Genomic DNA, 21,400 nt, shown 5'->3' with positions numbered 1-21,400 from the left:
GCATCCCGCGCGGCGGGGGCGCTGCCCAGGCCCCGTACGGGGGAACCCGCCGATCCGGGGCGGGCCGCGTCCGGTGGGGAAATCGCGGGGCGGTGGCAGCGGACATCTCGGGGGCACACGGCTATGGTGACGGCGCACGTCCGCCCGGATCACCCTCAGGAGGTATCGCCATGGTCCGCCGACTCCGCCCGGTGGGGCTGGACTTCATTGACGTGGCGCCGGTCCGGCTGGTGTTCACCGCGGGGGCCGCGGCGCCGCCCGAGGCGGTCTACCAGGCGCTCGCCGAGGAAGTGGAGGGCTGGCCGGGCTGGTTCAGGGCGGTGACGCTGGCCCGCCCCACGTACGGCGGGGCGGGCCGCGAGATCAGGCTGCTGGGCGGGGTGCGCATGCAGGAGACGATCATGGCCGCGGATCCCGAACGACGTTACGCGTACCGGGTCGACACGACCAACGCCCCCGGTGTCCGGGCCCTGTTGGAGGAGTGGAGGCTGACTCCGGCCGGTTCCGGCACGCACGTGCGCTGGACGTTCGCCGCGGACGGTCCGGCCGCGTTTCGTCTGGCCCTGACCGCCGCCCGGCCGGGCCTGGGCCACTCCTTCCGCACGGCGGTCCGCACCCTGGACGCCCGCCTCACCGCCCCCCGCGCGTCGGGGCGTTGACCGGGGTGGGGCGCGCCAGGCGGGCGTACTCCCCGGGGTCGTGCGCGCTGAGGACGGTGACCTCGTCGGCGTGGTCGCGGACGAGGTCGCGCAGCCGGTCGCGGGTCCCGGTGCGTGCCGCGGCGTCGGTCTGCGCGCCCTGCTGGACCGGTTCGAGGAGGGATGGCCGAGGGCCGGGGTGCGGGCGATCTCGCCGTGATACATGTACGCGCCGCCCGCGCGCAGCAGCCACCGGCCGTCGTGGTCGCGCACCGCTACGCCCGTGTGTCCGGCCGAGTGGCCGGGCAGCGGCACCAGCAGCAGTTCGCTTCCATCCCCTGCGGCCGGGCGACTCCGGGGAAACCGAACCAGGTCGTGTCTCCGGTAGTGGACCGCGGGCGGCGGACACCACGCACGCCCGCCGCCGGGCCGTCCCCGCCCCGCTCCCGCAGCACCCCGCCCATACGGCGGGAAGGCCCCGAACCGAGGCTTCCGCAACACCCTTCAGGCCTGGTCAGGCGGTGGGTTCGCGCCAGACGCCGGTCGTCAGGAGCGTGTCGAGGGTCTTCGCGTACGGGGCGATGTCGAGCCCCTGCGCCGCCAGCCACTCGTCGGAGTAGTACTTGTCCAGGTAGCGGTCGCCCGGGTCGCACAGCAGGGTGACGACGCTGCCGGTGCGGCCCTCCGCCACCATCTCCGAGACGATCTTCAGGGCGCTCCACAGGCCGGTGCCGGTCGAGCCGCCCGCCTTGCGCCCTATGGCCGTCTCCAGCGCGCGGCAGGCGGCGACGCTCGCCGCGTCGGGGACCTTCATCATCCGGTCGATGGCGCCGGGTACGAAGCTCGGCTCCATCCGGGGACGGCCGATGCCCTCGATCCGCGAGCCGCAGTCGCTGCTCGCGTCCGGGTCGTTGCGGGTCCAGCCCTCGAAGAAGCAGGAGTTCTCCGGGTCCGGGACGCAGACGCGGGTGTCGTGCTGCATGTAGTGCACGTAGCGCGCGATGGTCGCCGACGTGCCGCCGGTGCCGGCGGTCGCCACGATCCAGGCGGGCTCGGGGAAACGTTCCAGCTTGAGCTGCTGGTACATCGACTCGGCGATGTTGTTGTTCCCGCGCCAGTCCGTGGCCCGTTCCGCGTACGTGAACTGGTCCATGTAGTGCCCGCCGGTGCGGGCCGCGAGCTCCGCCGACTCCTCGTACATCTTCATCGGGTCGTCCACGAAATGGCATGCGCCGCCGTGGAATTCGATGAGGCGGCACTTCTCCGGGCTGGTCGTGCGCGGCATGACGGCGATGAACGGGACACCGATCAGCTTGGCGAAGTACGCCTCGGAGACGGCGGTCGAGCCGGACGAGGCCTCGATGACGGGGCGGCCCGGCCGGACCCAGCCGTTGCAGAGGGCGTAGAGGAACAGCGAGCGCGCGAGGCGGTGCTTGAGGGAGCCCGTGGGGTGCGTGGACTCGTCCTTGAGGTAGAGGTCGATGCCCCACGCCTCGGGGAGCGGGAACTTCAGCAGGTGCGTGTCCGCCGAGCGGTTGGCGTCGGCCTGGACCTTGCGCACCGCCTCTTTCAGCCAGGCACGGTAGTCCGCGTCGCTGCGGTCGACATCGACGGTCGTGGCCGTCGTACCGGTGGTGGCTCCCGTGCCGGTGGTGCCCGTAGTGCCGGTGGTACTCATGCGCCGCGCTCCTTCATGGGTCTTCTTCGCTCCCTACCTTTCGCAATGTACCTCTCTCACCTGCACAAACAGTCACTTTGGATATCTATGCGGATCGCTTTCGATCGCGTTCGGTTGCACTACGCGGCACCGTGGGTGACCCTGGTGGAGCATTACCGAGGGTGCAGCACCCGTAACACTCATGTCGGGGAGTCGCAGCCGTGATCAGTCATTCCCGCAGGCACTGCGTCGTCGAACTGCAGGCCTTGCCGTCGCGGATCGGCCAAATCCGCAGAATCCTCTCGGCCCAACTGCGCCACTGGCAGCTCGATCCGCTCATAGACCGGGCTGCGCTCGGCGTGACGGAGCTGCTCAGCAACGTCCACCGCCACGCGCAGCCGGACAAGACCTGCGTCGTCGAGATCGAGCTCCGGCTCGGGCGGCTGACGGTCTCGGTCATCGACAGCGATCCGCGGCTCCCGGTCCTGCGCGCGACGCAGGCCGGGCCGCTGGAGACCAGCGGACGCGGGCTCGCCCTGGTGGAGGCGCTCAGCGAGGCCTGGGGGGTACGCGAACGGGCCGACGGACCGGGCAAGGCCGTCTGGTTCTCCCTGACGGCGGCGCCCGCCCCGGTGGCACCGACGCACCCCGTCTCGATCGCGGCCAGGCCCGTACGGGAACCCGCGCGCACCGTGGTCGTGGCCGTCGAGCCGGACACCGTCCCCGCGGCGCTGCCGGTGCCGGCCCCCTCGCCGGTGGCCGTCCGCCCCGGGTGACCGCCGGCCGGGCGGCGCGAGCCGGTGGACCTCTGCGGTCACAGCACGGCGAGGGAACCCAGCGGGTCGTCGAGGACCGGCTGCCAGGCCAGTTCCGCCGCCCCGACCAGGCTGTTGTGGTCGAGGGTGCACGGCAGGATGGGCACCCCGCCGCTGCGCCCCCACAGGCTGCGGTCCGCGACGACCGCCCGCAGCCGCTCCGGGTCCGCGTACAGCAGCTCGCGGTGCAGCCCGCCCAGGATGATCCGGTCCGGGTTCAGGATGTTCACCAGGCCCGCGAGGCCCAGGCCGAGCCGGTCGATCAGCTCCCGCGTGGCCGCCCGTACCGCAGGCTCCTCGGGTTCCTCGCGCAGCAGGTCGCGGGCCTGCTGGAGCAGTGACACCTCCGGGCCGGGGCTGCGGCCCGCCGCGGTGAGGAAGGCCAGCGGGTCCGCCTCCACGTCCAGGCAGCCGCGGCCGCCGCAGTGGCAGGCGCGCCCCTCGGGGTTCACGGTGAGGTGGCCGACCTCCAGCGCCAGGCCCGAACTGCCGCTGTGCAGGCGGCCGTCCAGCACCAGGGCGCCGCCGACCCCGCGGTGCCCGGTGGCCACGCACAGCAGGTGCTGCGCGCTGCGGCCCGCGCCGTGCCGGTGCTCGGCGAGCGCCGCGAGGTTGACGTCGTTGCCGGTCAGGGCGGGGCCGTCGATCCCGGCGTCCTTCACGCACTCCGCGAAGATCTCCCGTACGGGCGATCCGGCCGGCCAGGCCAGGTGCAGCGGGTTCAGCGCCGTGCCGTCCGGCTCGGCGACCGCCGACGGGACCGCGAGCCCGGCGCCGACGCAGCGGCGGCCGCTGTCCGCGAGCAGTTCCGCGCCCGCCCGGACGACCGCGCCGAGCACCTGGGCCGGGTCGGCGGAGACGGTGACCTTGCCGGGGACCGTGGCGACGATCCGGCCGCCGAGGCCCACCAGCGCGGCCCGGAAACCGTCCGAGTGCACCTGGGCGGCGAGCGCCACCGGACCGTCCTCGGCCACGGAGAGGCGGTGCGAGGGACGGCCCTGGCCGCCGCCCGTGCCCCCGGCGCCGCCCGAGCCGCCGGGGCGGGAGTCGACCCGGATCAGCCCGAGCGCCTCCAGCTCGGCCGCGACGGCCCCGGCGGTGGCGCGGGTGACCCCGAGCTCGGCCGTCAGGACGGCGCGGGTCGGGGCACGGCCGGTGTGGACGAGCTCCAGCGCCGGTCCGAGCGCGCCGCGACCCCGTTCCAGCCTGGTCCGCGTGCCCGCGCTCGACACCGATGGCGTGGTCGCATCCCCCACCCGCGGCGGGGCCCCGTTGCCGTTCATGGCATCGATCCTCGCATGATCGGACGGTGCCGGACGCCGCCCCTCAGTCCAGCCCGCTGACCCGGAGTGTGATGTTGAGCCGCCCGGTCAGCCCGAGCACCCGCGGACCCGTGCCCGACAGGACCTTCGGCACCCCGTGGTAGGCCGACCGGCTCGGGCCGCCGAAGACGAAGAGGTCCCCGCTGCGCAGCTCGACGTCGCGGTACGGGCGCCCGCGGGAGACGGTGTTGCCGAAGCGGAAGAGGCAGCTGTCGCCGAGACTGAGCGAGACCACGGGCGCGGGGGACTTCTCCTCCGCGTCACGGTGCATGCCCATGCGGGAGTCCCCGTCGTAGAAGTTGATCAGCGCGATGTCGTAGGCGGCCGCGGCGGGACCGGGAGGCGTCCCGTACGCGGCGGCCACCGCCTCCCGCCCGAGCCCGGCGAGCCAGTCCGGCATCGGCTTGACCGGTGCCCCGTCCCCGTCCACGGCGGTGCGGGCGTATCCGTACGGGTACCAGTGCAGCCCCAGGCACACCTGCCGGGCGGTCATCACTCCGCCGCCCGGGGTGCGTACGGTGCGCAGGCCGGCGGGCGGCCGGGCCCACTCGCGGCAGGCCGCCAGCAACTCTCCCTGCCGGTCCGTCCCCAGCCAGTCGGGTACGTGCACCGCGCCGGGGGCGATCACGGTCCGCTCCCGCGGGAAGAGTTCGCCGTCCACCCCTCCATTGTCGGTGCCGGGGCTGCAAGACTCCCGGTATGGAGATCACCGATTACGTGAAGACCCTCGCCCGGGAGGGCGAACTGCTCGCCGACGCGGCCGAGCGGGCCGGTACGGATGCCTTCGTCCCGTCCTGTCCGGGCTGGCACGTCACCGACCTGTTGCGGCACACCGGCTCGGTGCACCGCTGGGCCGCCGCCTACGTCGCGGAGGGGCGGCTGGAGCCGACGGGCTTTCCGGAGGCACCGGAACTGGTCGGCGGCGAGCTCCTGGCATGGTTCCGGGAGGGCCACGCGGACCTGGTGCGCACACTGACCGAGGCTCCGGCGGACGTACAGTGCTGGACCTTCCTGCCGACCGCCCCGCCGTCGCCGACGGCGTTCTGGGCGCGCCGCCAGGCCCATGAGACCACCGTGCACCGGATGGACGCCGAGTCCGCGCTGGGCGTCGTCCCCTCACCGGTGGCACCCGACTTCGCGGAGGACGGGGTAGACGAACTGCTCACGGGCTTCCACGCGCGGCCGCGGAGCCGGGTGCGGACCCCGGAGCCGCGGACGATGCGGATCCGAGCCGCCGACACGGGCGCGGTGTGGACCGTACACCTGTCGCCGGCGCCGGCGCGGACGGTGCTCGGCGACATGGGCGATCCGGTCGACTGCGAGGTGTCCGGCGAGGCGGCCTGGCTGTACGCGGCGCTGTGGAACCGGCTGCCTCTGGCGGGTCCGGGGGTGACGGGCGACCAGTCGCTGGCCGCGCTGTGGGCGGACACGGCCGGGATCTGAGCCCTGGGCCGTGGGGCGGGGGCCGGGCCGGCCGCCCGCACCGCCGCCACTGCTCCCACCGCCCTCCCCGCCCTCCCCGCTCGATGGCCTGCGGGGACGAGCGGTTATGGTCACCTCCTCAACGATCTCGGAGGTGGCGGGTGTTCGGTTCCACGGTGCGCGGCACGGCGGTGGCCGCGGTGGTCCTGGCGGGGTTCGCGGTCTCCTGCGACGCGGATCCGGCCGCGTCGGCATCGGCGCCGGCGGAGCCGGCATCGGTGGCCGCGTCGGCGTCCGCCGTGCCGGGCCCGTCGGATCCGGTGCCGGCCCCGCCTGCCGCCTCCGGTGGCCCGGACGCCCTGCCCGGCGCCGCGCCGGAGAAGGTCCGGGACGCCTTCGCCGGACTTCAGGCGACACTGAACGATGCGTGCACACCGGCCGAATGCGCCTACTTCCTCGGGCGGGTCCACGACGAACTCCACGGCCTGGACGCGGCGATGAAGGCGGACCCGAAGGGACCGGGGCACTTCCCCGAGCCGATCGCGCTCATCGCGAAGCTCGACGCGGAGCTCGCCGGGGACCGCAGCTTCGAGAACCTGAAGAAGCACCAGACCCTGCTCATCAGCACCCGCGACAAGATCAACACGTGGATGCAGGGCCACCCGGACGACTACCGCTGACCGGGCTCGCGCGGTCCCACTCCGCGAGAAGCCCGCGCACGTGATCATCTCCGCTGGGATGCTGGTCCGCATGACCGATACCGGCACCGACCGTGCCAGCGACACCGCCCCCGCCTCGGCCTCCGGTCCGTCCGCGGGTGCCCGACCGCCGGACGCCGGGCGGTCCCCGAGGATCAGCCGGATGGAACGGGGCCTGATGGAGGCCGAAGGGCCGGCTCCCGGCAAGGACCTCGTCCTGTACCCGGGCGGCGGCCACCCGTGGGACCGGGCCGTGCACGGCACCCGGCATTCCACCGGGGTCCGGCCGGGGGACGTCCGCGAACTGCTGCAGCGCAGAGCGACGGTCGCCGTCCTCAGCCTCGGCATGGACGAGTGCCTCACGATCGCACCGCCGTCCCGGGAACTGCTCCGGCAGGCGGGCGCGGAGGTGCACGTGAAGGAGACCCGGGCGGCCGCCGCGCTCCACAACACCCTCGCGGCCGCGGGCCGGCCCGTGGGCGGCGTGTTCCACTCGACATGCTGACCCGCAGGAGGGGCGACACCGGCTGGACGTACTGGGCGCAGGACCGGACAGGTGACCAAGTGGCCCGGGCACGCCCGCCGGAGGACGCTTGACCCCAGGGAAGAAGGTGGTCGGCGTGCACCGGACGGCGTCGTCGCGCACGCAGGGGGAGCCCTGGTCCCGGCCGTGCTGTCCGCAGTCGCCGGGCCTCAGGCGTACGCGACCGGTGACGGCGACCGCGAGAGGCGCAGGCCCGAACCTGGGGCGAGGCGGCGGGTGTTCGCGACGGAGGGTCCGCGGGGAGGAACGGGGCGCGGACTCTAGCCGAGGGTGGCCGCGTAGGCGGTCTGGGAGGTGTACTTCCACGTGGGGCCCGTGTTCCAGGGGTTGGGCATGACCGTGTCCGTGGCGTACGCGTAGCCCGCGCCCCGGTCGAAGGAGGTGCGGAGGGTGGCGCGCATCGCCTCGGCGTCGGGGACGTCGTGGACCAGGTGCCAGAAGGCCGTTCCGCTCGGGTCGAGTTCGGTACCGGGCCGGTAGCCGGAGTCGTGGTCGAAGACGTTGCCGCCGGGCCAGCCGGCCCCGGTGTACGCGGCGTAGGTGTCCTCGTAGGTGACGAAGACGTCCGCGGTGCGGCGGCCGGGCTCCAGGTAGCAGTCGGCTATGGCGGTCCCGGGGTTGTTGACGACGAGGTCGGGGACGGTGGGATCCGCGGCGTTCATGGTGTCCTGGACGTAGCGGCGCAGCTCCGCGTAGTGGTCTCGGGTGGCGTTGGCGGGGCCGCAGTCGCGGCTGACGACGTCGAAGAAGACGCCGTCGACGTGCAGGCGGCCGTCCGGGGTCTTGAGGTAGTTGTCGACGGAGGCCTTGACGGCGGCCATGTCGCGGTTGCCGTGGTCGGTGTGGACGTAGCCGAGCACCTTGGTCCGCTCGCCGGTCGAGGTGGTGCGGGCGCGGAGCGCGTCGGCGCGGGAGCGCCAGGGGGCGCTGAAGGGGGCGTCGCCGTTGCCCGGGTTCAGTACGACCACGGAGGGGGCGGGTCCGGTGGCGGTGAGGTCGGTCAGCATGCGGTCGTCCGCCATCACGTAGGCGGGGACGCCGATCTCCAGGCCCCGCACGCCCGGCATCCGCGGCGTGGGGGGCGGGGGCGGCGACGGGGCGGCGGGAGCGGACGCGGCGGACGCCTCGTGCGGCGGCGTGGCGACGGAGGGCGCCGGCGCGGCCAGTAGGGCGGTGGCCAGGACGGCGTACAAGGCCTTCTCGGCACGAGGCATGAACGTTTCCTCCGGCTACGGCGGGGCGGGGGACCCGAGGAACACTAGACGGACGGCCCGTCGTTCAAGGCTGAACCTCCTGTATTGCCATGAGGAACAGGAGAGCGAGCCATCGCCCCATCACGTGAATTGCCGGCGGGACGGCCCCCTCCCCCGCCCTCCTGTCATACGGCGGGCAGCCCGACCCCGTGTGCCAACTGTCCGGCGGCGTGAGCGAAGAACGCGGACCGTTCCTCGACGACACCCTTGAACTGGCCGAACAGCTCGAAGGAGACCAGGCCGGCCAGCTGCGCCCACGCGGCGACGAGGGCGGCAACGACCGCCGGGGGAAGGCCCTCCGCGAAATCGGCGGTCATCCGGTCCGCCTCGGGGCCCAGGGCGGGCGGCAGCGGCGGCAGGGCGAGGCCGCGCCCCTCGTAGGCGGCGCGCACGATGCCGATGAGGACGTTGCCGACCCGGGAGGCGGGCCCGACGGTGTCGGCGGGGGCGCTGTAGCCGGGTACGGGGGAGCCGTAGACGAGGGCGTATTCGTGGGGGTGCTCCAGCGCCCAGGTACGGACGGACTCGCAGGCGGCGATCCAGCGGTCGCGGGGCGGGGCTCCGGCGGCGAGGGCACGGGCATCGGCCTCCTCGGCGGCGGCGCCGAGGCTGTCGTACGCGTCGATGATGAGCGCGGTCAGCAGGTCGTCGCGGCTCGGGAAGTAGCGGTAGAGGGCCGAGGAGACCATGCCCAGCTCGCGGGCGACGGCGCGCAGGGACAGTTTGGCGGCGCCCTCGGCCGCGAGCCGGCGGCGCGCCTCGTCCTTGATGGCGGCGGTGACCTCGATGCGGGCCCGTTCCCTGGCCCCTCGCACGGTGTTCATGCAGGCCAGTGTGCCACGCGGGCAGAGCACCGCCCAGGAAACGGATTACTGCTCCATTCAGAGAGCACTGCTCTTGCTTTGGTGCGCCGATCCGATGCACACTGGGAGTCAAGCGAGAGCAGTGCTCTCGAAATGGAGCACCCAGATGGCCCGGAGGTCCTCGTGAACGCGCCCACCCCGTACTACGTCCAGGCCGGCCCTCTCGTCACCCGGTTCAACGCGTTCCTCGGCAAGCTCGCCCGCCACGGCATCAGCCTGGCCGGCAGCGCCGAGCTCTCGGTGCGCGGCCGCACCTCTGGCCGGATGCAGCGCATCCCGGTCAATCCCCACACGTACGAGGGCGCGGAGCACCTCGTGTCGGCCCGAGGCCACTCCCAGTGGGTGCGCAACATGCGGGTCGCGGGCGGCGGCGAGTTGCGCGTGGGACGGAAGGTGCGCGCGTTCACCGTCGTCGAGATCACCGACCCGGTCGAGAAGACCGCGATCCTGCGCACCTACCTGGAGAAGTGGGGCTGGGAGGTCAACCAGTTCTTCCGCGGCGTCGACACCAAGGCCTCGGACACGGAGATCCGGGCGATCGCCGACGACCACCCGGTCTTCCGGATCGTCCCGGCATCGAGCTGACACCCCCCCGGGAGCCCGACGAATGCCCCCACCACCCCCGGGAATGCGCCGGGGCCCGCGGGAAGTACACCACCGCCCGGCGGAATCCCGCCACGCCTTCGCTCGCCTCCCGCACCGCGGCCCGGGCCCTCGCGACCGACCGACCAGCCCGCCGACCGGCCGGCCGACCCGGTGCTGGAAGCACGGACGGGGCCCCGGCCGTCGGCCGGGGCCCGCACACGCCTTCTCCCGCTACTCCCGGTCGCCGCCGCGCGCCGCCGCCTGCCGCGCGTCCAGCACGTGCAGCGCCTTGCGCGCGAGCGGGTACGTACGCACCATGTCGGCCAGGGTCGTCGCGCCCCGCGTGATGCGGGCGAAGGCCCGCCACGCCGGGCGGAACCCGGTGATCGCCGCGTGCAGCAGCCCCGGCCGGGCCTCGAAGACGGTCAGCATCCGCTTGCCGACCCCCATCTCCACACCCAGCCCGGCCTTGACCGCGAAGGCGTAGTTGAGGGCCTGACGGCGCGCGTCCACCGCGTCCTGCGCTTCGGCGATCTTCACCGCCCACTCCCCCGCGAGCCGCCCCGAGCGCAGGGCGAAGGAGATGCCCTCGCGGGTCCACGGCTCCAGCAGTCCGGCCGCGTCTCCGGCGACCAGGACCCGGCCGCGCGAGAGCGGCGAGTCGGGCTTGCGGCAGCGGGTCAGGTGCCCGGAGGAGACGGACGGTTCGAAACCGGCGAGTCCGAGCCGGGCGATGAAGTCGTCCAGGTACCGCTTGGTCGCGGCCCCCTCGCCCTTGGCCGAGATCACCCCGACCGTGAGGGTGTCGCCCTTGGGGAAGACCCAGCCGTAACTGCCGGGCAGCGGGCCCCAGTCGATCAGCACCCGTCCCTTCCAGTCCTCCGCCACCGTCGCGGGGACGGGGATCTCCGCCTCCAGGCCGAGGTCCACCTGGTCCATCTCGACGCCCACGTGCGCGCCGATCCGGCTCGCGCTGCCGTCCGCGCCGACCACCGCGCGCGCCAGGACGGTCTCACCGTCGGCCAGCACCACGGCGACGGTGCGCCGGTCGGGCACGGCCGCCCCGTGCTGCTCCACGCGGGTCACGGCGGTGCCCGTACGGACGGTGGCGCCGGCCTTCTCCGCCTCCGCGACGAGGCCGGCGTCGAACTCGGGCCGGTTGATGAGCCCGAACAGCATGTGCTTCGAACGCCGGGTCCGGGTCAGCTTGCCGTTCATGGAGAAGGTGACCGCGTGGATGCGGTCCTTCAGCGGCAGGACGAAGCCCGGCGGGAGGGCGTCGCGCGAGGGGCCGATGATCCCGCCGCCACAGGTCTTGTACCGGGGCAGTTCGGCCTTCTCCAGCAGCAGGACGCGCCGTCCCGCCGTGGCCGCCGCGTACGCGGCCGAGGACCCGGCCGGTCCGGCCCCGACGACGACCACGTCCCACACTTCGCCCGACCCACCGGCCACCTCGTCGCCCGCCCCCTGCTCGGCCGGGACCTCGCCCGTGCCCGTGCCCACGCCCGCGTCCACGCCCGCTTCCGCCGTGACGTCCCCGCCTGCCGCACCTGCATCCGCACCTGCATCGCGTACGTCGTCGTCGCTGCTGCTCACGATGTGTTGCCGCTCCTGATCACCCGTTGCTCCGATGCCGGGGAAATCCTACGGCGAGACACCGCCCCGCTCCGCTGTGCGAAGATCGGGCTGTCTCTCGCCGTACCCGGCATACGCCCACCCCGCGCATGCGCGAGCGGCGTACACGGATACAACGTCGCACCCAAAAGGAGCGTGCCCATGTCCCAGAATCCGATCGCCGAGACCATCGCCTCGCTGATGCCCCGCGCCAAGCAGGAGCTGACGGAGCTGGTGGCCTTCCAGTCGGTGGCGGACTGGGCGCAGTTCCCCAAGAGCGAGAGCGAGGCCGCGGCGAACTGGGTGGCCGACGCCCTGCGCGTCGAGGGATTCCAGGACGTGGCGCTGCTCGACACCCCCGACGGCACCCAGTCGGTGTACGGCTTCCTGCCCGGCCCCGAGGGCGCGCCGACCGTGCTGCTCTACGCGCACTACGACGTGCAGCCGCCGCTGGACGACGACGCCTGGGTCTCCCCCGCCTTCGAACTGACCGAGCGCGACGGCCGCTGGTACGGGCGCGGTGCGGCGGACTGCAAGGGCGGGTTCATCATGCACCTGCTGGCGCTGCGCGCCCTGAAGGCCAACGGTGGTGTGCCGGTGAGCGTGAAGGTCATCGTCGAGGGCTCCGAGGAGCAGGGCACGGGCGGTCTCCAGCAGTACGCGGAGGCGCACCCGGAGCTGCTGGCCGCCGACACCATCGTCATCGGCGACGCGGGCAACTTCCGCCTCGGCCTGCCGACCGTGACGGCCACCCTCCGCGGCATGTGCCTGCTCAAGGTGAAGATCGACACGCTGGGCGGGAACCTGCACTCCGGCGTGTTCGGCGGGGCCGCGCCCGACGCGCTGGCCGCGCTGATCCGCGTACTGGACTCGCTGCGCGCCGCCGACGGTTCGACGACCGTGGACGGGCTCGCCGCGGACGCGGTGTGGGAGGGCCTGCAGTACCCGGAGGCGGACTTCCGTGCCGACGCGAAGGTCCTGGACGGCGTCGAGCTGATCGGCGACGGCACCATCGCCGACCGGCTGTGGGCCCGCCCGGCCGTCACCGTGCTCGGCATCGACTGCCCGCCGGTGGTCGGCGCGACCCCGTCGGTGCACGCGAGCGCCGGCGCGCTGGTCAGCCTGCGCGTGCCGCCGGGCGTGGACATCGCCGCGGCCGTCAAGCTGCTCCAGGCCCACCTGGAGGCGCACACGCCGTGGAAGGCGCGCCTCGAACTGGAGCTGGTCGGCCAGGGCCAGCCGTTCCGCGCGGACACCGACAGCCCGGCGTACGCGTCGATGCGCGCGGCCCTGGAGACCGCGTACCCCGGCCAGGAGATGCAGATCAGCGGCATGGGCGGGTCGATCCCGCTGTGCAACACGCTGACGTCGCTGTATCCGCAGGCGGAGATGCTGCTCATCGGGCTGAGCGAGCCGGAGGCGCAGATCCACGCGGTCAACGAGAGCGTGTCGCCGCAGGAGCTGGAGCGCCTGTCGGTGGCCGAGGCCCTCTTCCTCGTCAACTACGCGGAGTCCAAGCGCGCCTGACCGGGCCGCCGGCCACCGCTCCGTGTACGCCCAGGGCGCAGTACGCCCTGGGCGTACTGCGCTCACGGTGAAGTCCCGTGCGCGGGGCGGCGGGCCGTCCGTACGTAGACGCCGGCCTGACCGCGCGGGCGAGCGAGCCGAAGGGGCGCGCCGGGGAGTGAGGGCGAGCGCGCGGAGGAAACCGCGAGGCACGAGGGGCTTTCGAGCACGTACGCCGTCACGAGCCGGCACAAGGCGCCCCGGCGGCGAACCGAGCCCGTAGGCAAGGGAGCGCGCCGCCTCAGCCGGTGGGGACGCCCGCCTCCAGGTAGAGGGGGCGGGCTCGCTCCCGGGCGCGCAGCGCCCAGCGCAGCCGTTCGTACCGGTGCTGCGGCAGCAGCTCGGCGGCCTCGGACTCCGTCACGAAGCGCCAGGCCCGCAGCTCGGGGCCCGGCAGCCGGAGGCGGGCGGCCGCCTCGTCCGAGAGGTTGCCGCCGTCGAAGAGCAGGCGCAGTCCTCCGTAGCCGGGGTGCTGCGGGCGTTCCCAGTCGATCACGAGGAGTCCGGGGGTCCGGTCCAGTACGAGGCCCAGTTCCTCCGCCACCTCCCGTACGGCGGCGCGGGCCGGGGCCTCGCCCGTCTCGACGACGCCTCCCGGGAACTCCCAGCCGGCCTTGTACGTCGGATCCACCAGCAGCACCCGGTCCTGCTCGTCGAAGAGCAGGACCCCGGCTGCCACCGTCTCCCGCGTGGGCTCCGGGGTCTGCACGATGTCGCAGACCCGGGCGGTCCCGGAGCGGACGGCTTCGGCGATCCGCTCGGCGGTCTCCCGTACGGTCAGGAGCCCGTTGTCGATGACGTGCGCGTCGCCGGTGAGCCAGCCGAGGGCCTCCTGGTAGACGGGGATGTTGTCGTGGGCCCACTGGCGGGCGTGCAGGTCCACGTCCTCGGGTGCGCCGGGCTCGACGCGGGTCGCGATCCGCTCCCGAAGGATCGTTTCAGCGGGAGCGAGCAGTACATGGCGCACCGGGATCCGGCGCGCCGCCAGCCCACCGAAGATCTCGTCACGGTAGTCCTGGCGCAGCAGCGTCATCGGGACGACGAGCACCCCGCCCACCTCGGCGAGCATCTCCGCGGCCGTGTCCACGACCAGCCGCCGCCAACTCGGCAGGTCCTGGTAGTCGGTGACCTCCGCCAGCCGTTTGGGCGGCAGCAGCACCCGCAGCGCGTCGCCGATGAGCTCCGGGTCGAACAGGGTGCTGTCCGGGAGGATTCCGGTCAGTTCACGGGCCGTGCTGGTCTTCCCGGCGCTGAACGTGCCGTTGATCCAGACAATCACGTCTACCCCTCTCCCCATGGCTCGTCCGGAGCCCCCAGTGGCTTGCCCGCCCCACCCTGTCACGAAAACCTCACTATCGGTCGAGTGCTTATCCTCAAGGTCATGAGCCCGCACTCTCGCCCGAGTACCAGGGAGGATGCACGACCGTGCCCCACAACCGCCGCACGTCCGACCCCCGATACGGCAACCGGCCGACCATGAAGGACGTTGCGGCCCAGGCGGGCGTCGGCCTGAAGACGGTGTCCCGCGTGGTCAACGGCGAGCCGGGCGTCACCCCGGAGACGGAGAAACGGGTCCGCACGGCCATCGAGGCCCTGGGCTTCCGCCGCAACGACAGCGCGCGCGTGCTGCGCAAGGGCCGCACCGCCACCGTCGGTCTGGTCCTGGAGGACCTCGCCGACCCCTTCTACGGACCGCTGAACCGGGCCGTGGAGGAGGTGGCCCGCGCGCACGGGGCACTGCTCATCAACGGCTCCAGCGCCGAGGACCCGGACCGTGAAAGGGAGTTGGCGCTCGCCCTGTGCGCCCGCCGGGTGGACGGGCTGATCGTGATCCCGGCCGGGAGCGACCACCGGTACCTGGAGCCGGAGATGCGGGCCGGCGTGGCCACGGTGTTCGTGGACCGGCCGGCCGGCCGGATCGACGCCGACGTGGTGCTGTCGGACAACTTCGGCGGGGCCCGCGGCGGTGTCGCGCACCTGATCGCGGGCGGCCACCGCCGGATCGGCTTCATCGGGGACCACCCCCGCATCCACACGGCGACCGAGCGCCTGCGCGGCTACCACGCGGCCATGGCGGAGGCGGGCCTGCCCGTGGCCGGATCCTGGGTGTCGCTCGGCTCGACGGACCCGGGCCGGGTCGCGCCTGTGGCGAACGCGATGCTGGGGGGCCCGGAGCCGGTGACCGCCGTCTTCGCCGGCAACAACCGCGTGACGGTCACCGTGGTGCGGGTCCTCGCCTCCCTCCGCCGCGCGGTGGCCCTGGTCGGGTTCGACGACTTCGAACTGGCGGACCTGCTGCGGCCCGGTGTCACCGTGGTCGCCCAGGACCCGGCGGCTCTGGGCCGGGTGGCCACGGACCGCCTCTTCCAACGTCTGGCGGGAACCGCGCTCACCCCGACCCGTACCGAGCTCCCCACCCGCCTCGTCCCCCGCGGCTCGGGCGAACTCCCCCCGACGAGCTGATGTTCCGCGGCCCGGAGACGGCCGAGAACGCACGCCCGGCACCCATCCCCGCTCCCGGCCCTCCCGGCCCTCCCGGCCAGGACGTATGCGGAGCTATGCGCCGGTACGGCCATGGGCCTCCCCGCGCGGTCCGATCGTCCTCGACCGGCCCCGCGGCCGCGGGCGCGGCCCGGGTGACCACCCGGCGCCGCGCCCGTCGTGACCTCGTGGGCCGGATCAGGCGGTGGCCGTCAGGGTGGCGGAGCGGCGCGGGATCGCGAAGGCGTCGAGTTCGGCGCGGGTCAGGCCGGTCAGGGCGGTGACCTCGTCGGCGCCGACGGCGCCGCAGTCGAGGCCGCGGACCAGGTAGCCGGCGAGGGCTTTGGCGGTGGCGGGCTCGTCCATCACATCACCCTCGATCTTGGCCACGTACGCCTTCAGGCGCGCGGCGGCGGCTTCGAGGCCCTCGCGGTAGAAGGTGAAGACGGCCGCGTAGCGGGTCGGCAGGTGCGCCGGGTGCATGTCCCAGCCCTGGTAGTAGGCGCGGGCCAGGGCGCGGCGGGTCAGGCCGTAGTGGAGCTTCCAGCCCTCGTGGACCTTCTCGGTGGTGCCGATGGGCAGCACGTTGGTGGAGCCGTCGGAGACGCGTACGCCGGTGCCGGCGGCCGCGACCTGCATGATCGCCTTCGCGTGGTCGGCGGCGGGGTGGTCGCTGGCCTGGTAGGCGGCGGAGACGCCGACGCAGGCGCTGTAGTCGAAGGTGCCGTAGTGCAGGCCGGTGGCGCGGCCCTTGGAGGCCTCGATCATCCGGGCGACGGTGGCGGTGCCGTCGGAGGCCAGGATGGACTGGCTGGTCTCGATCTGGATCTCGAAGCCGATGCGGCCCGGGCGCAGGCCGCGGGTGGTCTCGAAGGCCTCCAGCAGTTTGACGAAGGCGCTGACCTGCTCGGCGTAGGTGACCTTCGGGAGGGTCAGGACGAGGCCCTCGGGCAGGCCACCGTGTTCGAGCAGACCGGAGAGGAAGATGTCGGTGGTGCGGATGCCGCGGTCGCGGACGTTGGACTCCATGCACTTCATGCGGATGCCCATGTACGGCGCGTTGGTGCCGTTGGAGAAGGCTTCCGAGACGAGGCGGGCGGCGCGGGCCGCGGCCTGGTCCTCCTCCTCGTCGGACCGGACTCCGAAGCCGTCCTCGAAGTCGACGCGGAGGTCCTCGACGGGCTCGCGCAGCAGCTTGGCGCGGACGCGGTCGTAGACCGGTACGGCGAGTTCGTCGGAGATGCCGAGGACCTCGGCGAAGGTGGCCGCGTCCGGGGCGTGCTCGTCGAGCGCGGCCAGGGCCTGGTCGCCCCAGGAGCGGATGGTGTCGGCGGCGAAGACGTCACCGGGTACGTAGACCGTGTGGATGGGCTGCCGGGTGCCGGGGTCGCCCGGGTAGTGGCGCGCGAGCTCCGCGTCCACCGGCGCGAGGGAGGCGCTGATGCCCTCGCTGACCGCGCCGGCGAGGCTCGTCGCCACCTTCTCCTGCTGACCCATCGTGCACTCTCCTTTTTCCGCTTCACGGAAGCTTAGATCCGCATAGCAGAATTTAGTCACGCGGTTCCGCTCCGTCAATGCTCCCCCGGCCGTCCCGGCCAAACGACTCGGGGCCGTGCGGTGAGAATCACCACACGGCCCCGGGGAGGCGGCGCTACGAAGAGAAGCGCAGGTCAGGCGGTCAGCCCTGGCGCGCCTTGATCTCCGCGGTCAGCTGCGGGACGACCGTGAAGAGGTCGCCGACCACGCCGTAGTCGACCAGGTCGAAGATCGGGGCCTCGGCGTCCTTGTTGATGGCCACGATGGTCTTCGAGGTCTGCATGCCGGCCCGGTGCTGGATCGCGCCCGAGATGCCCGAGGCGATGTAGAGCTGCGGGGAGACCGACTTGCCGGTCTGGCCGACCTGGTTGGTGTGCGGGTACCAGCCGGCGTCGACGGCGGCACGCGAGGCGCCGACGGCCGCGCCGAGGGAGTCCGCGAGCTCCTCGATGATGCCGAAGTTCTCGGCACCGTTGACGCCACGGCCGCCGGAGACGACGATCGCGGCCTCGGTCAGCTCGGGACGGCCGGTCGACTCGCGCGGGGTGCGGCCGGTGACCTTGGTGCCGGTCGCCAGGGCGCCGAAGGTGACGGCGAGCGCCTCGACGGCGCCGGCGGCCGGGGCGGCCTCGACCGGGGCCGAGTTCGGCTTCACGGTGATGACCGGGGTGCCCTTGGAGACGCGGGACTTGGTGGTGAACGAGGCGGCGAAGGCGGACTGCGTCGCGACCGGTCCCTCGTCACCCGCCTCCAGGTCGACGGCGTCGGTGATGATGCCGGAGCCGATACGGACGGCCAGGCGCGCGGCGATCTCCTTGCCCTCGGCGGAGGACGGGACGAGCACGGCGGCCGGGGAAACGGCCTCGTACGCGGCCTGCAGCGCGTCCACCTTCGGTACGACGAGGTACTCGGTGAACTCGGGGGCGTCGGCGGTGAGGACCTTGACCGCGCCGTGCTCGGCGAGCACGGCGGCGGTGGCGTCGGCACCGGCGCCCAGGGCGACGGCGACGGGCTCGCCGACGCGGCGGGCGAGCGTCAGCAGCTCAAGGGTGGGCTTGCGGACGGCGCCGTCCACGTGGTCGACGTAGACGAGAACTTCAGCCATGGGACTGCTCTCCTGCGATTGCGAAGTGTCTGGGGGCTACTGAGGGATGGCCGAAGCTCTTAGATGAACTTCTGGCCGGCCAGGAACTCGGCCAGCTGCTTGCCGCCCTCGCCCTCGTCCTTGACGATCGTGCCGGCGGTGCGGGCCGGGCGCTGCGCCGCGGAGTCGACCGCGGTCCAGGAGCCTTCCAGGCCGACCTCGTCGGCCTCGATCTCCAGGTCCTCCAGGTCCCAGGACTCGACCGGCTTCTTCTTCGCGGCCATGATGCCCTTGAAGGACGGGTAGCGGGCCTCGCCCGACTGGTCCGTCACCGACACGAGCGCGGGGAGGGAGGCCTGAAGCTGCTCGCTCGCGGTGTCGCCGTCACGGCGGCCGGTCACGGTGCCGTCCTCGACCTTGACCTCGGAGAGCAGGGTGGCCTGCGGGACACCCAGGCGCTCGGCCAGGATCGCCGGGAGGACGCCCATGGTGCCGTCGGTGGACGCCATGCCCGTGATGACCAGGTCGTAGCCGGCCTTCTCGATGGCCTTGGCGAGCACCAGGGAGGTGCCCATGACGTCCGTGCCGTGCAGGTCGTCGTCCTCGACGTGGATGGCCTTGTCGGCGCCCATCGACAGCGCCTTGCGCAGCGCGTCCTTGGCGTCCTCGGGGCCCACCGTCAGCACGGTGATCTCGACGTCGTCGTCCGAATTCTCGGAGATCTGCAGCGCCTGCTCGACGGCGTACTCGTCGAGCTCCGACAGCAGGCCGTCGACGTCGTCACGGTTGACGGTCAAGTCCTCGGTGAACTGCCGGTCGCCGGTGGCGTCGGGCACGTACTTCACACAGACAACGATCCTCAGGCTCACGCCGGCTCTCCTACCGCATCGTCTTTTCGTGTACCGCCTTATGCAGGCAGCATAGGCGCCTTCTCGGGCGGATCCCGATCGGGGCGGGCCACGCTCCGAAGGGAATGTTACTCGCCAGTACACCGTGGGTCCCACCAAGTCGCAAGGTCGGCGAACTGTGATCTGCCCAACGCCGCCCGACCCGCCCCAGCAGGGACGATTCAGTCGCGCAGCGCGTTGAAGCGCCCCTGGTGGTACAGCAGGGGACGGCCTTCTCCGGCCGGATCGCCCACGACCGCCTGAGCGATGATCACACGGTGCTCCCCGGCGGGGACCCTCGCCACCACCCGGCAGACCAGCCACGCCAGCACGCCGTCGAGCACCGGGACCCCGTGCGGGCCGACGGCCCATCCGGTGTCCGGCCCGAACCGGTCGGCCCCGCTGCTCGCGAAGAGGCCCGCCAGCTCCCGTTGGTGCTCGCCGAGTATGTGGACGCCCAGGTACTCGCTGTCGCGCACCGCGGGCCAGCTGGAGGCCCCGGTGCCGATCGTGAAGGACAACAGGGGCGGGTCCGCGGAGACGGAGTTCAGCGAGGTGGCGGTGAAACCCACCGGTCGGCCGCCGTCCTGGGACGTGATCACGGCGACTCCGGCGGCGTGCTGCCGGAAGACGGAGCGCAGCAGGTCGGGCGAGCCGGGACGGCCGGCGCCGGAAAGGGGGGAGGCGGCCGTCGGGACCGTCGGGACGGTCGGAGCACTCATCAGGGTTCTGCCTTCTGCCGCAGGACACGCGGGCACAGTCGGGATCAGGGCCGGGGCGTTCAGTGATCCGGACAGCGCGCGCTCGCGTGGCGGACGAGGTCCACATGGACCCGTCCGTGGAGCAGGAGTTCATACCGCATACCGTCAGCGTGGCGATCTCCCGTGGACCCAGTCAAGCGGGATCGGGCAGATGTCAGACGCGTCACGCGGTGTGCGGGCGTGCACACCGGCGCGTCCGGTCCTGCGGCCACGATCCGCGGAGCGCCGTCGGACGCGGCGCCGCTCTTCATGCGCAGGCTCCTCGTCATACGCAGGCTCCTCGTCATGCGCAGGCCCCTCTTCATACGCAGGCCCCTCGTCATACGCAGGCTCCTCGTCATACGGCGGCGCCGAGCGCGGCGATCACGTCGACCTTGCGGGGCATGCCGGCCGCCCGCCGCACGATCCGGCCGGCCGCGTCCAGCACGAGCACGGTCGGCGTCTTCTCGATCCCCAGCGCCCGCACCAGGTCCAGCCGCTCCTCGGCGTCGATCTCGACGTGTGCGACGCCCTCGACCATCCCCGCCACCTCTGCGAGGATCCGCCGCGTGGCCCGGCAGGGCTGGCAGAAGGCGCTGGAGAACTGCACCAGGGTGGCCCGGCGGCCCGGCCGCGCGCCCAGTTCCGCGGGATCCAGGAACCCCGGTACCCCGCCGCCCGCGTCGCCTTCTCCGCGCTGCGGCCCGTCTTCCCGCCCGAGCACCCGCACTCCCGTCACACCGTCGCCTTCGTCCACGCACATGATCGTCGTACGCTCGTACGTGGATGGGACACCCGACGGGGCCCGGACATTCCCGGCGTGACGAGAATCTCCCCGGGCAGGAGCGTCTGGACTGGCCAGCGGCCCTCGTTTGGGGCACCATCCCCAAGGGTCGCGTACCTACGCTTCCGTAACTTCCGGCCGGGAGCACCTCCCCAGGCAGAAAGCGGGTCTCCCCATGGCTGAGCTCGTCTACCCTCCGGTGATCGGCGCCGCGCACGGACTGTTCCGCGCGCTGGACATCCGCATCGACATGAAGGGCACCGAGAACATCCCCCGCAAGGGCGGTGCGGTCCTGGTGTCGAACCACATCGGCTACCTCGACTTCATCTTCGCCGGCCTGACGGCGCGGCCGCAGAAGCGCCTGGTGCGCTTCATGGCGAAGGAGTCGGTGTTCCGGCACAGGGTGTCCGGTCCGCTGATGCGCGCGATGAAGCACATCCCGGTGGACCGCAAGCAGGGCGAGACGGCGTACCAGCACGCGCTGGACTCGCTGCGCTCCGGTGAGATCATCGGGGTCTTCCCCGAGGCGACGATCTCCCAGTCCTTCACCCTGAAGAGCTTCAAGTCGGGTGCGGCCCGCATGGCGCAGGAGGCCGGCGTACCGCTGATCCCGGTGGCGCTGTGGGGTACGCAGCGCCTGTGGACCAAGGGCCGTCCGAAGAACCTCAAGCGCAGCCACATCCCCGTGACGCTGCGGGTGGGCGAGCCGATCGAGGCCCCCACCGACCAGTACGCGGGGGCGATCACGCGGCGGCTGCGCGAGCGGGTGCAGGAGCTGCTGGACGCGGCCCAGCGCGCGTACCCGGAGAAGCCGCGGGGCCCCGAGGACACCTGGTGGCTGCCGGCCCACCTGGGCGGTACGGCGCCGACCGCGGCCGAGGTCCGCGAAGCGGGCTGAGCCCGCCCCACCG

22 protein-coding genes are annotated in these 21,400 nt (G+C 73.0%); 10 read left to right on the top strand and 12 right to left on the bottom strand.

The window, feature by feature from the left end:
- Nucleotides 1-170 precede the first annotated feature (170 nt).
- Both ACIPXC_RS04110 and ACIPXC_RS04105 read left to right on the top strand, forming a co-directional pair.
- Nucleotides 171-659, top strand: coding sequence for an SRPBCC family protein (locus ACIPXC_RS04110; RefSeq protein WP_401613303.1), 489 nt, complete (start codon nt 171-173; stop codon nt 657-659).
- Between the two features lie 40 nt (nt 660-699).
- Nucleotides 700-858 carry a hypothetical protein gene (locus tag ACIPXC_RS04105; protein WP_401613301.1) on the top strand — a complete coding sequence of 53 codons (159 nt, stop codon included), beginning with the start codon at nt 700-702 and terminating at the stop codon, nt 856-858.
- 294 nt (nt 859-1,152) lie between these two features.
- Here ACIPXC_RS04105 and ACIPXC_RS04100 read toward each other — a convergent pair whose 3' ends face one another.
- Nucleotides 1,153-2,316 (bottom strand): PLP-dependent cysteine synthase family protein, encoded by a 1,164-nt coding sequence (locus tag ACIPXC_RS04100; RefSeq protein ID WP_401613299.1) that lies wholly within the window; start codon nt 2,314-2,316, stop codon nt 1,153-1,155.
- Between the two features lie 200 nt (nt 2,317-2,516).
- On the opposite strand from ACIPXC_RS04100, the gene ACIPXC_RS04095 reads away from it, so the two are divergent.
- Complete coding sequence (locus ACIPXC_RS04095) at nt 2,517-3,071, top strand: ATP-binding protein (RefSeq protein ID WP_401613297.1); 555 nt, start codon at nt 2,517-2,519, stop codon at nt 3,069-3,071.
- Nucleotides 3,072-3,109: 38 nt separating this feature from the next.
- Here the strand turns inward: ACIPXC_RS04095 and ACIPXC_RS04090 are convergent, their stop codons facing one another.
- Both ACIPXC_RS04090 and ACIPXC_RS04085 read right to left on the bottom strand, forming a co-directional pair.
- Entirely contained in the window at nt 3,110-4,393 is a 1,284-nt protein-coding gene (locus ACIPXC_RS04090; protein WP_401613295.1) for an ROK family protein, read from the bottom strand.
- A 43-nt stretch (nt 4,394-4,436) separates the two neighbouring features.
- Entirely contained in the window at nt 4,437-5,093 is a 657-nt protein-coding gene (locus ACIPXC_RS04085) for an alpha-ketoglutarate-dependent dioxygenase AlkB family protein (RefSeq protein ID WP_401613294.1), read from the bottom strand.
- A gap of 38 nt (nt 5,094-5,131) precedes the next feature.
- Here ACIPXC_RS04085 and ACIPXC_RS04080 point away from each other — a divergent pair, with 38 nt between their 5' ends.
- The 3 genes from ACIPXC_RS04080 to ACIPXC_RS04070 all read left to right on the top strand — a co-directional run bounded on the left by ACIPXC_RS04080 (nt 5,132) and on the right by ACIPXC_RS04070 (nt 7,057).
- Entirely contained in the window at nt 5,132-5,875 is a 744-nt protein-coding gene (locus ACIPXC_RS04080) for a maleylpyruvate isomerase family mycothiol-dependent enzyme (protein WP_401613292.1), read from the top strand.
- A 140-nt stretch (nt 5,876-6,015) separates the two neighbouring features.
- The gene (locus ACIPXC_RS04075) at nt 6,016-6,534 is read left to right on the top strand and encodes a hypothetical protein (protein WP_401613290.1); all 519 of its coding nucleotides are present in this window, start codon (nt 6,016-6,018) and stop codon (nt 6,532-6,534) included.
- 70 nt (nt 6,535-6,604) lie between these two features.
- A complete protein-coding gene (locus ACIPXC_RS04070; RefSeq protein WP_401613288.1) occupies nt 6,605-7,057 on the top strand; it encodes an MTH938/NDUFAF3 family protein in 453 nt (150 codons plus the stop codon).
- Between the two features lie 299 nt (nt 7,058-7,356).
- Here the strand turns inward: ACIPXC_RS04070 and ACIPXC_RS04065 are convergent, their stop codons facing one another.
- Nucleotides 7,357-8,310 (bottom strand): spherulation-specific family 4 protein, encoded by a 954-nt coding sequence (locus tag ACIPXC_RS04065; protein ID WP_401613287.1) that lies wholly within the window; start codon nt 8,308-8,310, stop codon nt 7,357-7,359.
- A gap of 164 nt (nt 8,311-8,474) precedes the next feature.
- Entirely contained in the window at nt 8,475-9,173 is a 699-nt protein-coding gene (locus ACIPXC_RS04060) for a TetR/AcrR family transcriptional regulator (RefSeq protein ID WP_401613285.1), read from the bottom strand.
- 132 nt (nt 9,174-9,305) lie between these two features.
- On the opposite strand from ACIPXC_RS04060, the gene ACIPXC_RS04055 reads away from it, so the two are divergent.
- The gene (locus tag ACIPXC_RS04055) at nt 9,306-9,797 is read left to right on the top strand and encodes a nitroreductase/quinone reductase family protein (protein WP_401613284.1); all 492 of its coding nucleotides are present in this window, start codon (nt 9,306-9,308) and stop codon (nt 9,795-9,797) included.
- A gap of 231 nt (nt 9,798-10,028) precedes the next feature.
- Here the strand turns inward: ACIPXC_RS04055 and ACIPXC_RS04050 are convergent, their stop codons facing one another.
- Entirely contained in the window at nt 10,029-11,228 is a 1,200-nt protein-coding gene (locus tag ACIPXC_RS04050; protein ID WP_401613527.1) for a geranylgeranyl reductase family protein, read from the bottom strand.
- 345 nt (nt 11,229-11,573) lie between these two features.
- On the opposite strand from ACIPXC_RS04050, the gene ACIPXC_RS04045 reads away from it, so the two are divergent.
- Nucleotides 11,574-12,938, top strand: a complete 1,365-nt coding sequence (locus tag ACIPXC_RS04045; RefSeq protein ID WP_401613282.1) for a dipeptidase — start codon at nt 11,574-11,576, stop codon at nt 12,936-12,938.
- A 280-nt stretch (nt 12,939-13,218) separates the two neighbouring features.
- Here ACIPXC_RS04045 and ACIPXC_RS04040 read toward each other — a convergent pair whose 3' ends face one another.
- The gene (locus ACIPXC_RS04040) at nt 13,219-14,256 is read right to left on the bottom strand and encodes an NUDIX domain-containing protein (RefSeq protein WP_401613280.1); all 1,038 of its coding nucleotides are present in this window, start codon (nt 14,254-14,256) and stop codon (nt 13,219-13,221) included.
- A 197-nt stretch (nt 14,257-14,453) separates the two neighbouring features.
- On the opposite strand from ACIPXC_RS04040, the gene ACIPXC_RS04035 reads away from it, so the two are divergent.
- Nucleotides 14,454-15,440, top strand: coding sequence for a LacI family DNA-binding transcriptional regulator (locus ACIPXC_RS04035; protein ID WP_401613525.1), 987 nt, complete (start codon nt 14,454-14,456; stop codon nt 15,438-15,440).
- A gap of 216 nt (nt 15,441-15,656) precedes the next feature.
- Here ACIPXC_RS04035 and ACIPXC_RS04030 read toward each other — a convergent pair whose 3' ends face one another.
- The 5 genes from ACIPXC_RS04030 to ACIPXC_RS04010 all read right to left on the bottom strand — a co-directional run bounded on the left by ACIPXC_RS04030 (nt 15,657) and on the right by ACIPXC_RS04010 (nt 20,462).
- Complete coding sequence (locus ACIPXC_RS04030) at nt 15,657-16,955, bottom strand: DUF6986 family protein (RefSeq protein WP_401613278.1); 1,299 nt, start codon at nt 16,953-16,955, stop codon at nt 15,657-15,659.
- Nucleotides 16,956-17,136: 181 nt separating this feature from the next.
- Nucleotides 17,137-18,099 (bottom strand): electron transfer flavoprotein subunit alpha/FixB family protein, encoded by a 963-nt coding sequence (locus ACIPXC_RS04025; protein WP_401613276.1) that lies wholly within the window; start codon nt 18,097-18,099, stop codon nt 17,137-17,139.
- A gap of 59 nt (nt 18,100-18,158) precedes the next feature.
- Nucleotides 18,159-18,947: an electron transfer flavoprotein subunit beta/FixA family protein gene (locus tag ACIPXC_RS04020; protein ID WP_030845538.1), complete on the bottom strand. Its 789-nt coding sequence runs from the start codon at nt 18,945-18,947 to the stop codon at nt 18,159-18,161.
- Nucleotides 18,948-19,147: 200 nt separating this feature from the next.
- On the bottom strand, nt 19,148-19,687 hold the full coding sequence (locus ACIPXC_RS04015) for a flavin reductase family protein (RefSeq protein WP_401613274.1): 540 nt from the start codon (nt 19,685-19,687) through the stop codon (nt 19,148-19,150).
- A gap of 376 nt (nt 19,688-20,063) precedes the next feature.
- Nucleotides 20,064-20,462, bottom strand: coding sequence for a TlpA family protein disulfide reductase (locus ACIPXC_RS04010; protein WP_401613272.1), 399 nt, complete (start codon nt 20,460-20,462; stop codon nt 20,064-20,066).
- A gap of 202 nt (nt 20,463-20,664) precedes the next feature.
- Between ACIPXC_RS04010 and ACIPXC_RS04005 the strand changes: the two genes are divergently transcribed.
- Nucleotides 20,665-21,387 (top strand): lysophospholipid acyltransferase family protein, encoded by a 723-nt coding sequence (locus ACIPXC_RS04005; protein WP_401613270.1) that lies wholly within the window; start codon nt 20,665-20,667, stop codon nt 21,385-21,387.
- Nucleotides 21,388-21,400 lie beyond the last annotated feature (13 nt).

Source organism: Streptomyces sp. NPDC090021, from assembly GCF_044748225.1.
Lineage (GTDB): Bacteria > Actinomycetota > Actinomycetes > Streptomycetales > Streptomycetaceae > Streptomyces.
This window is presented reverse-complemented; position numbering and strand designations above follow the sequence as displayed.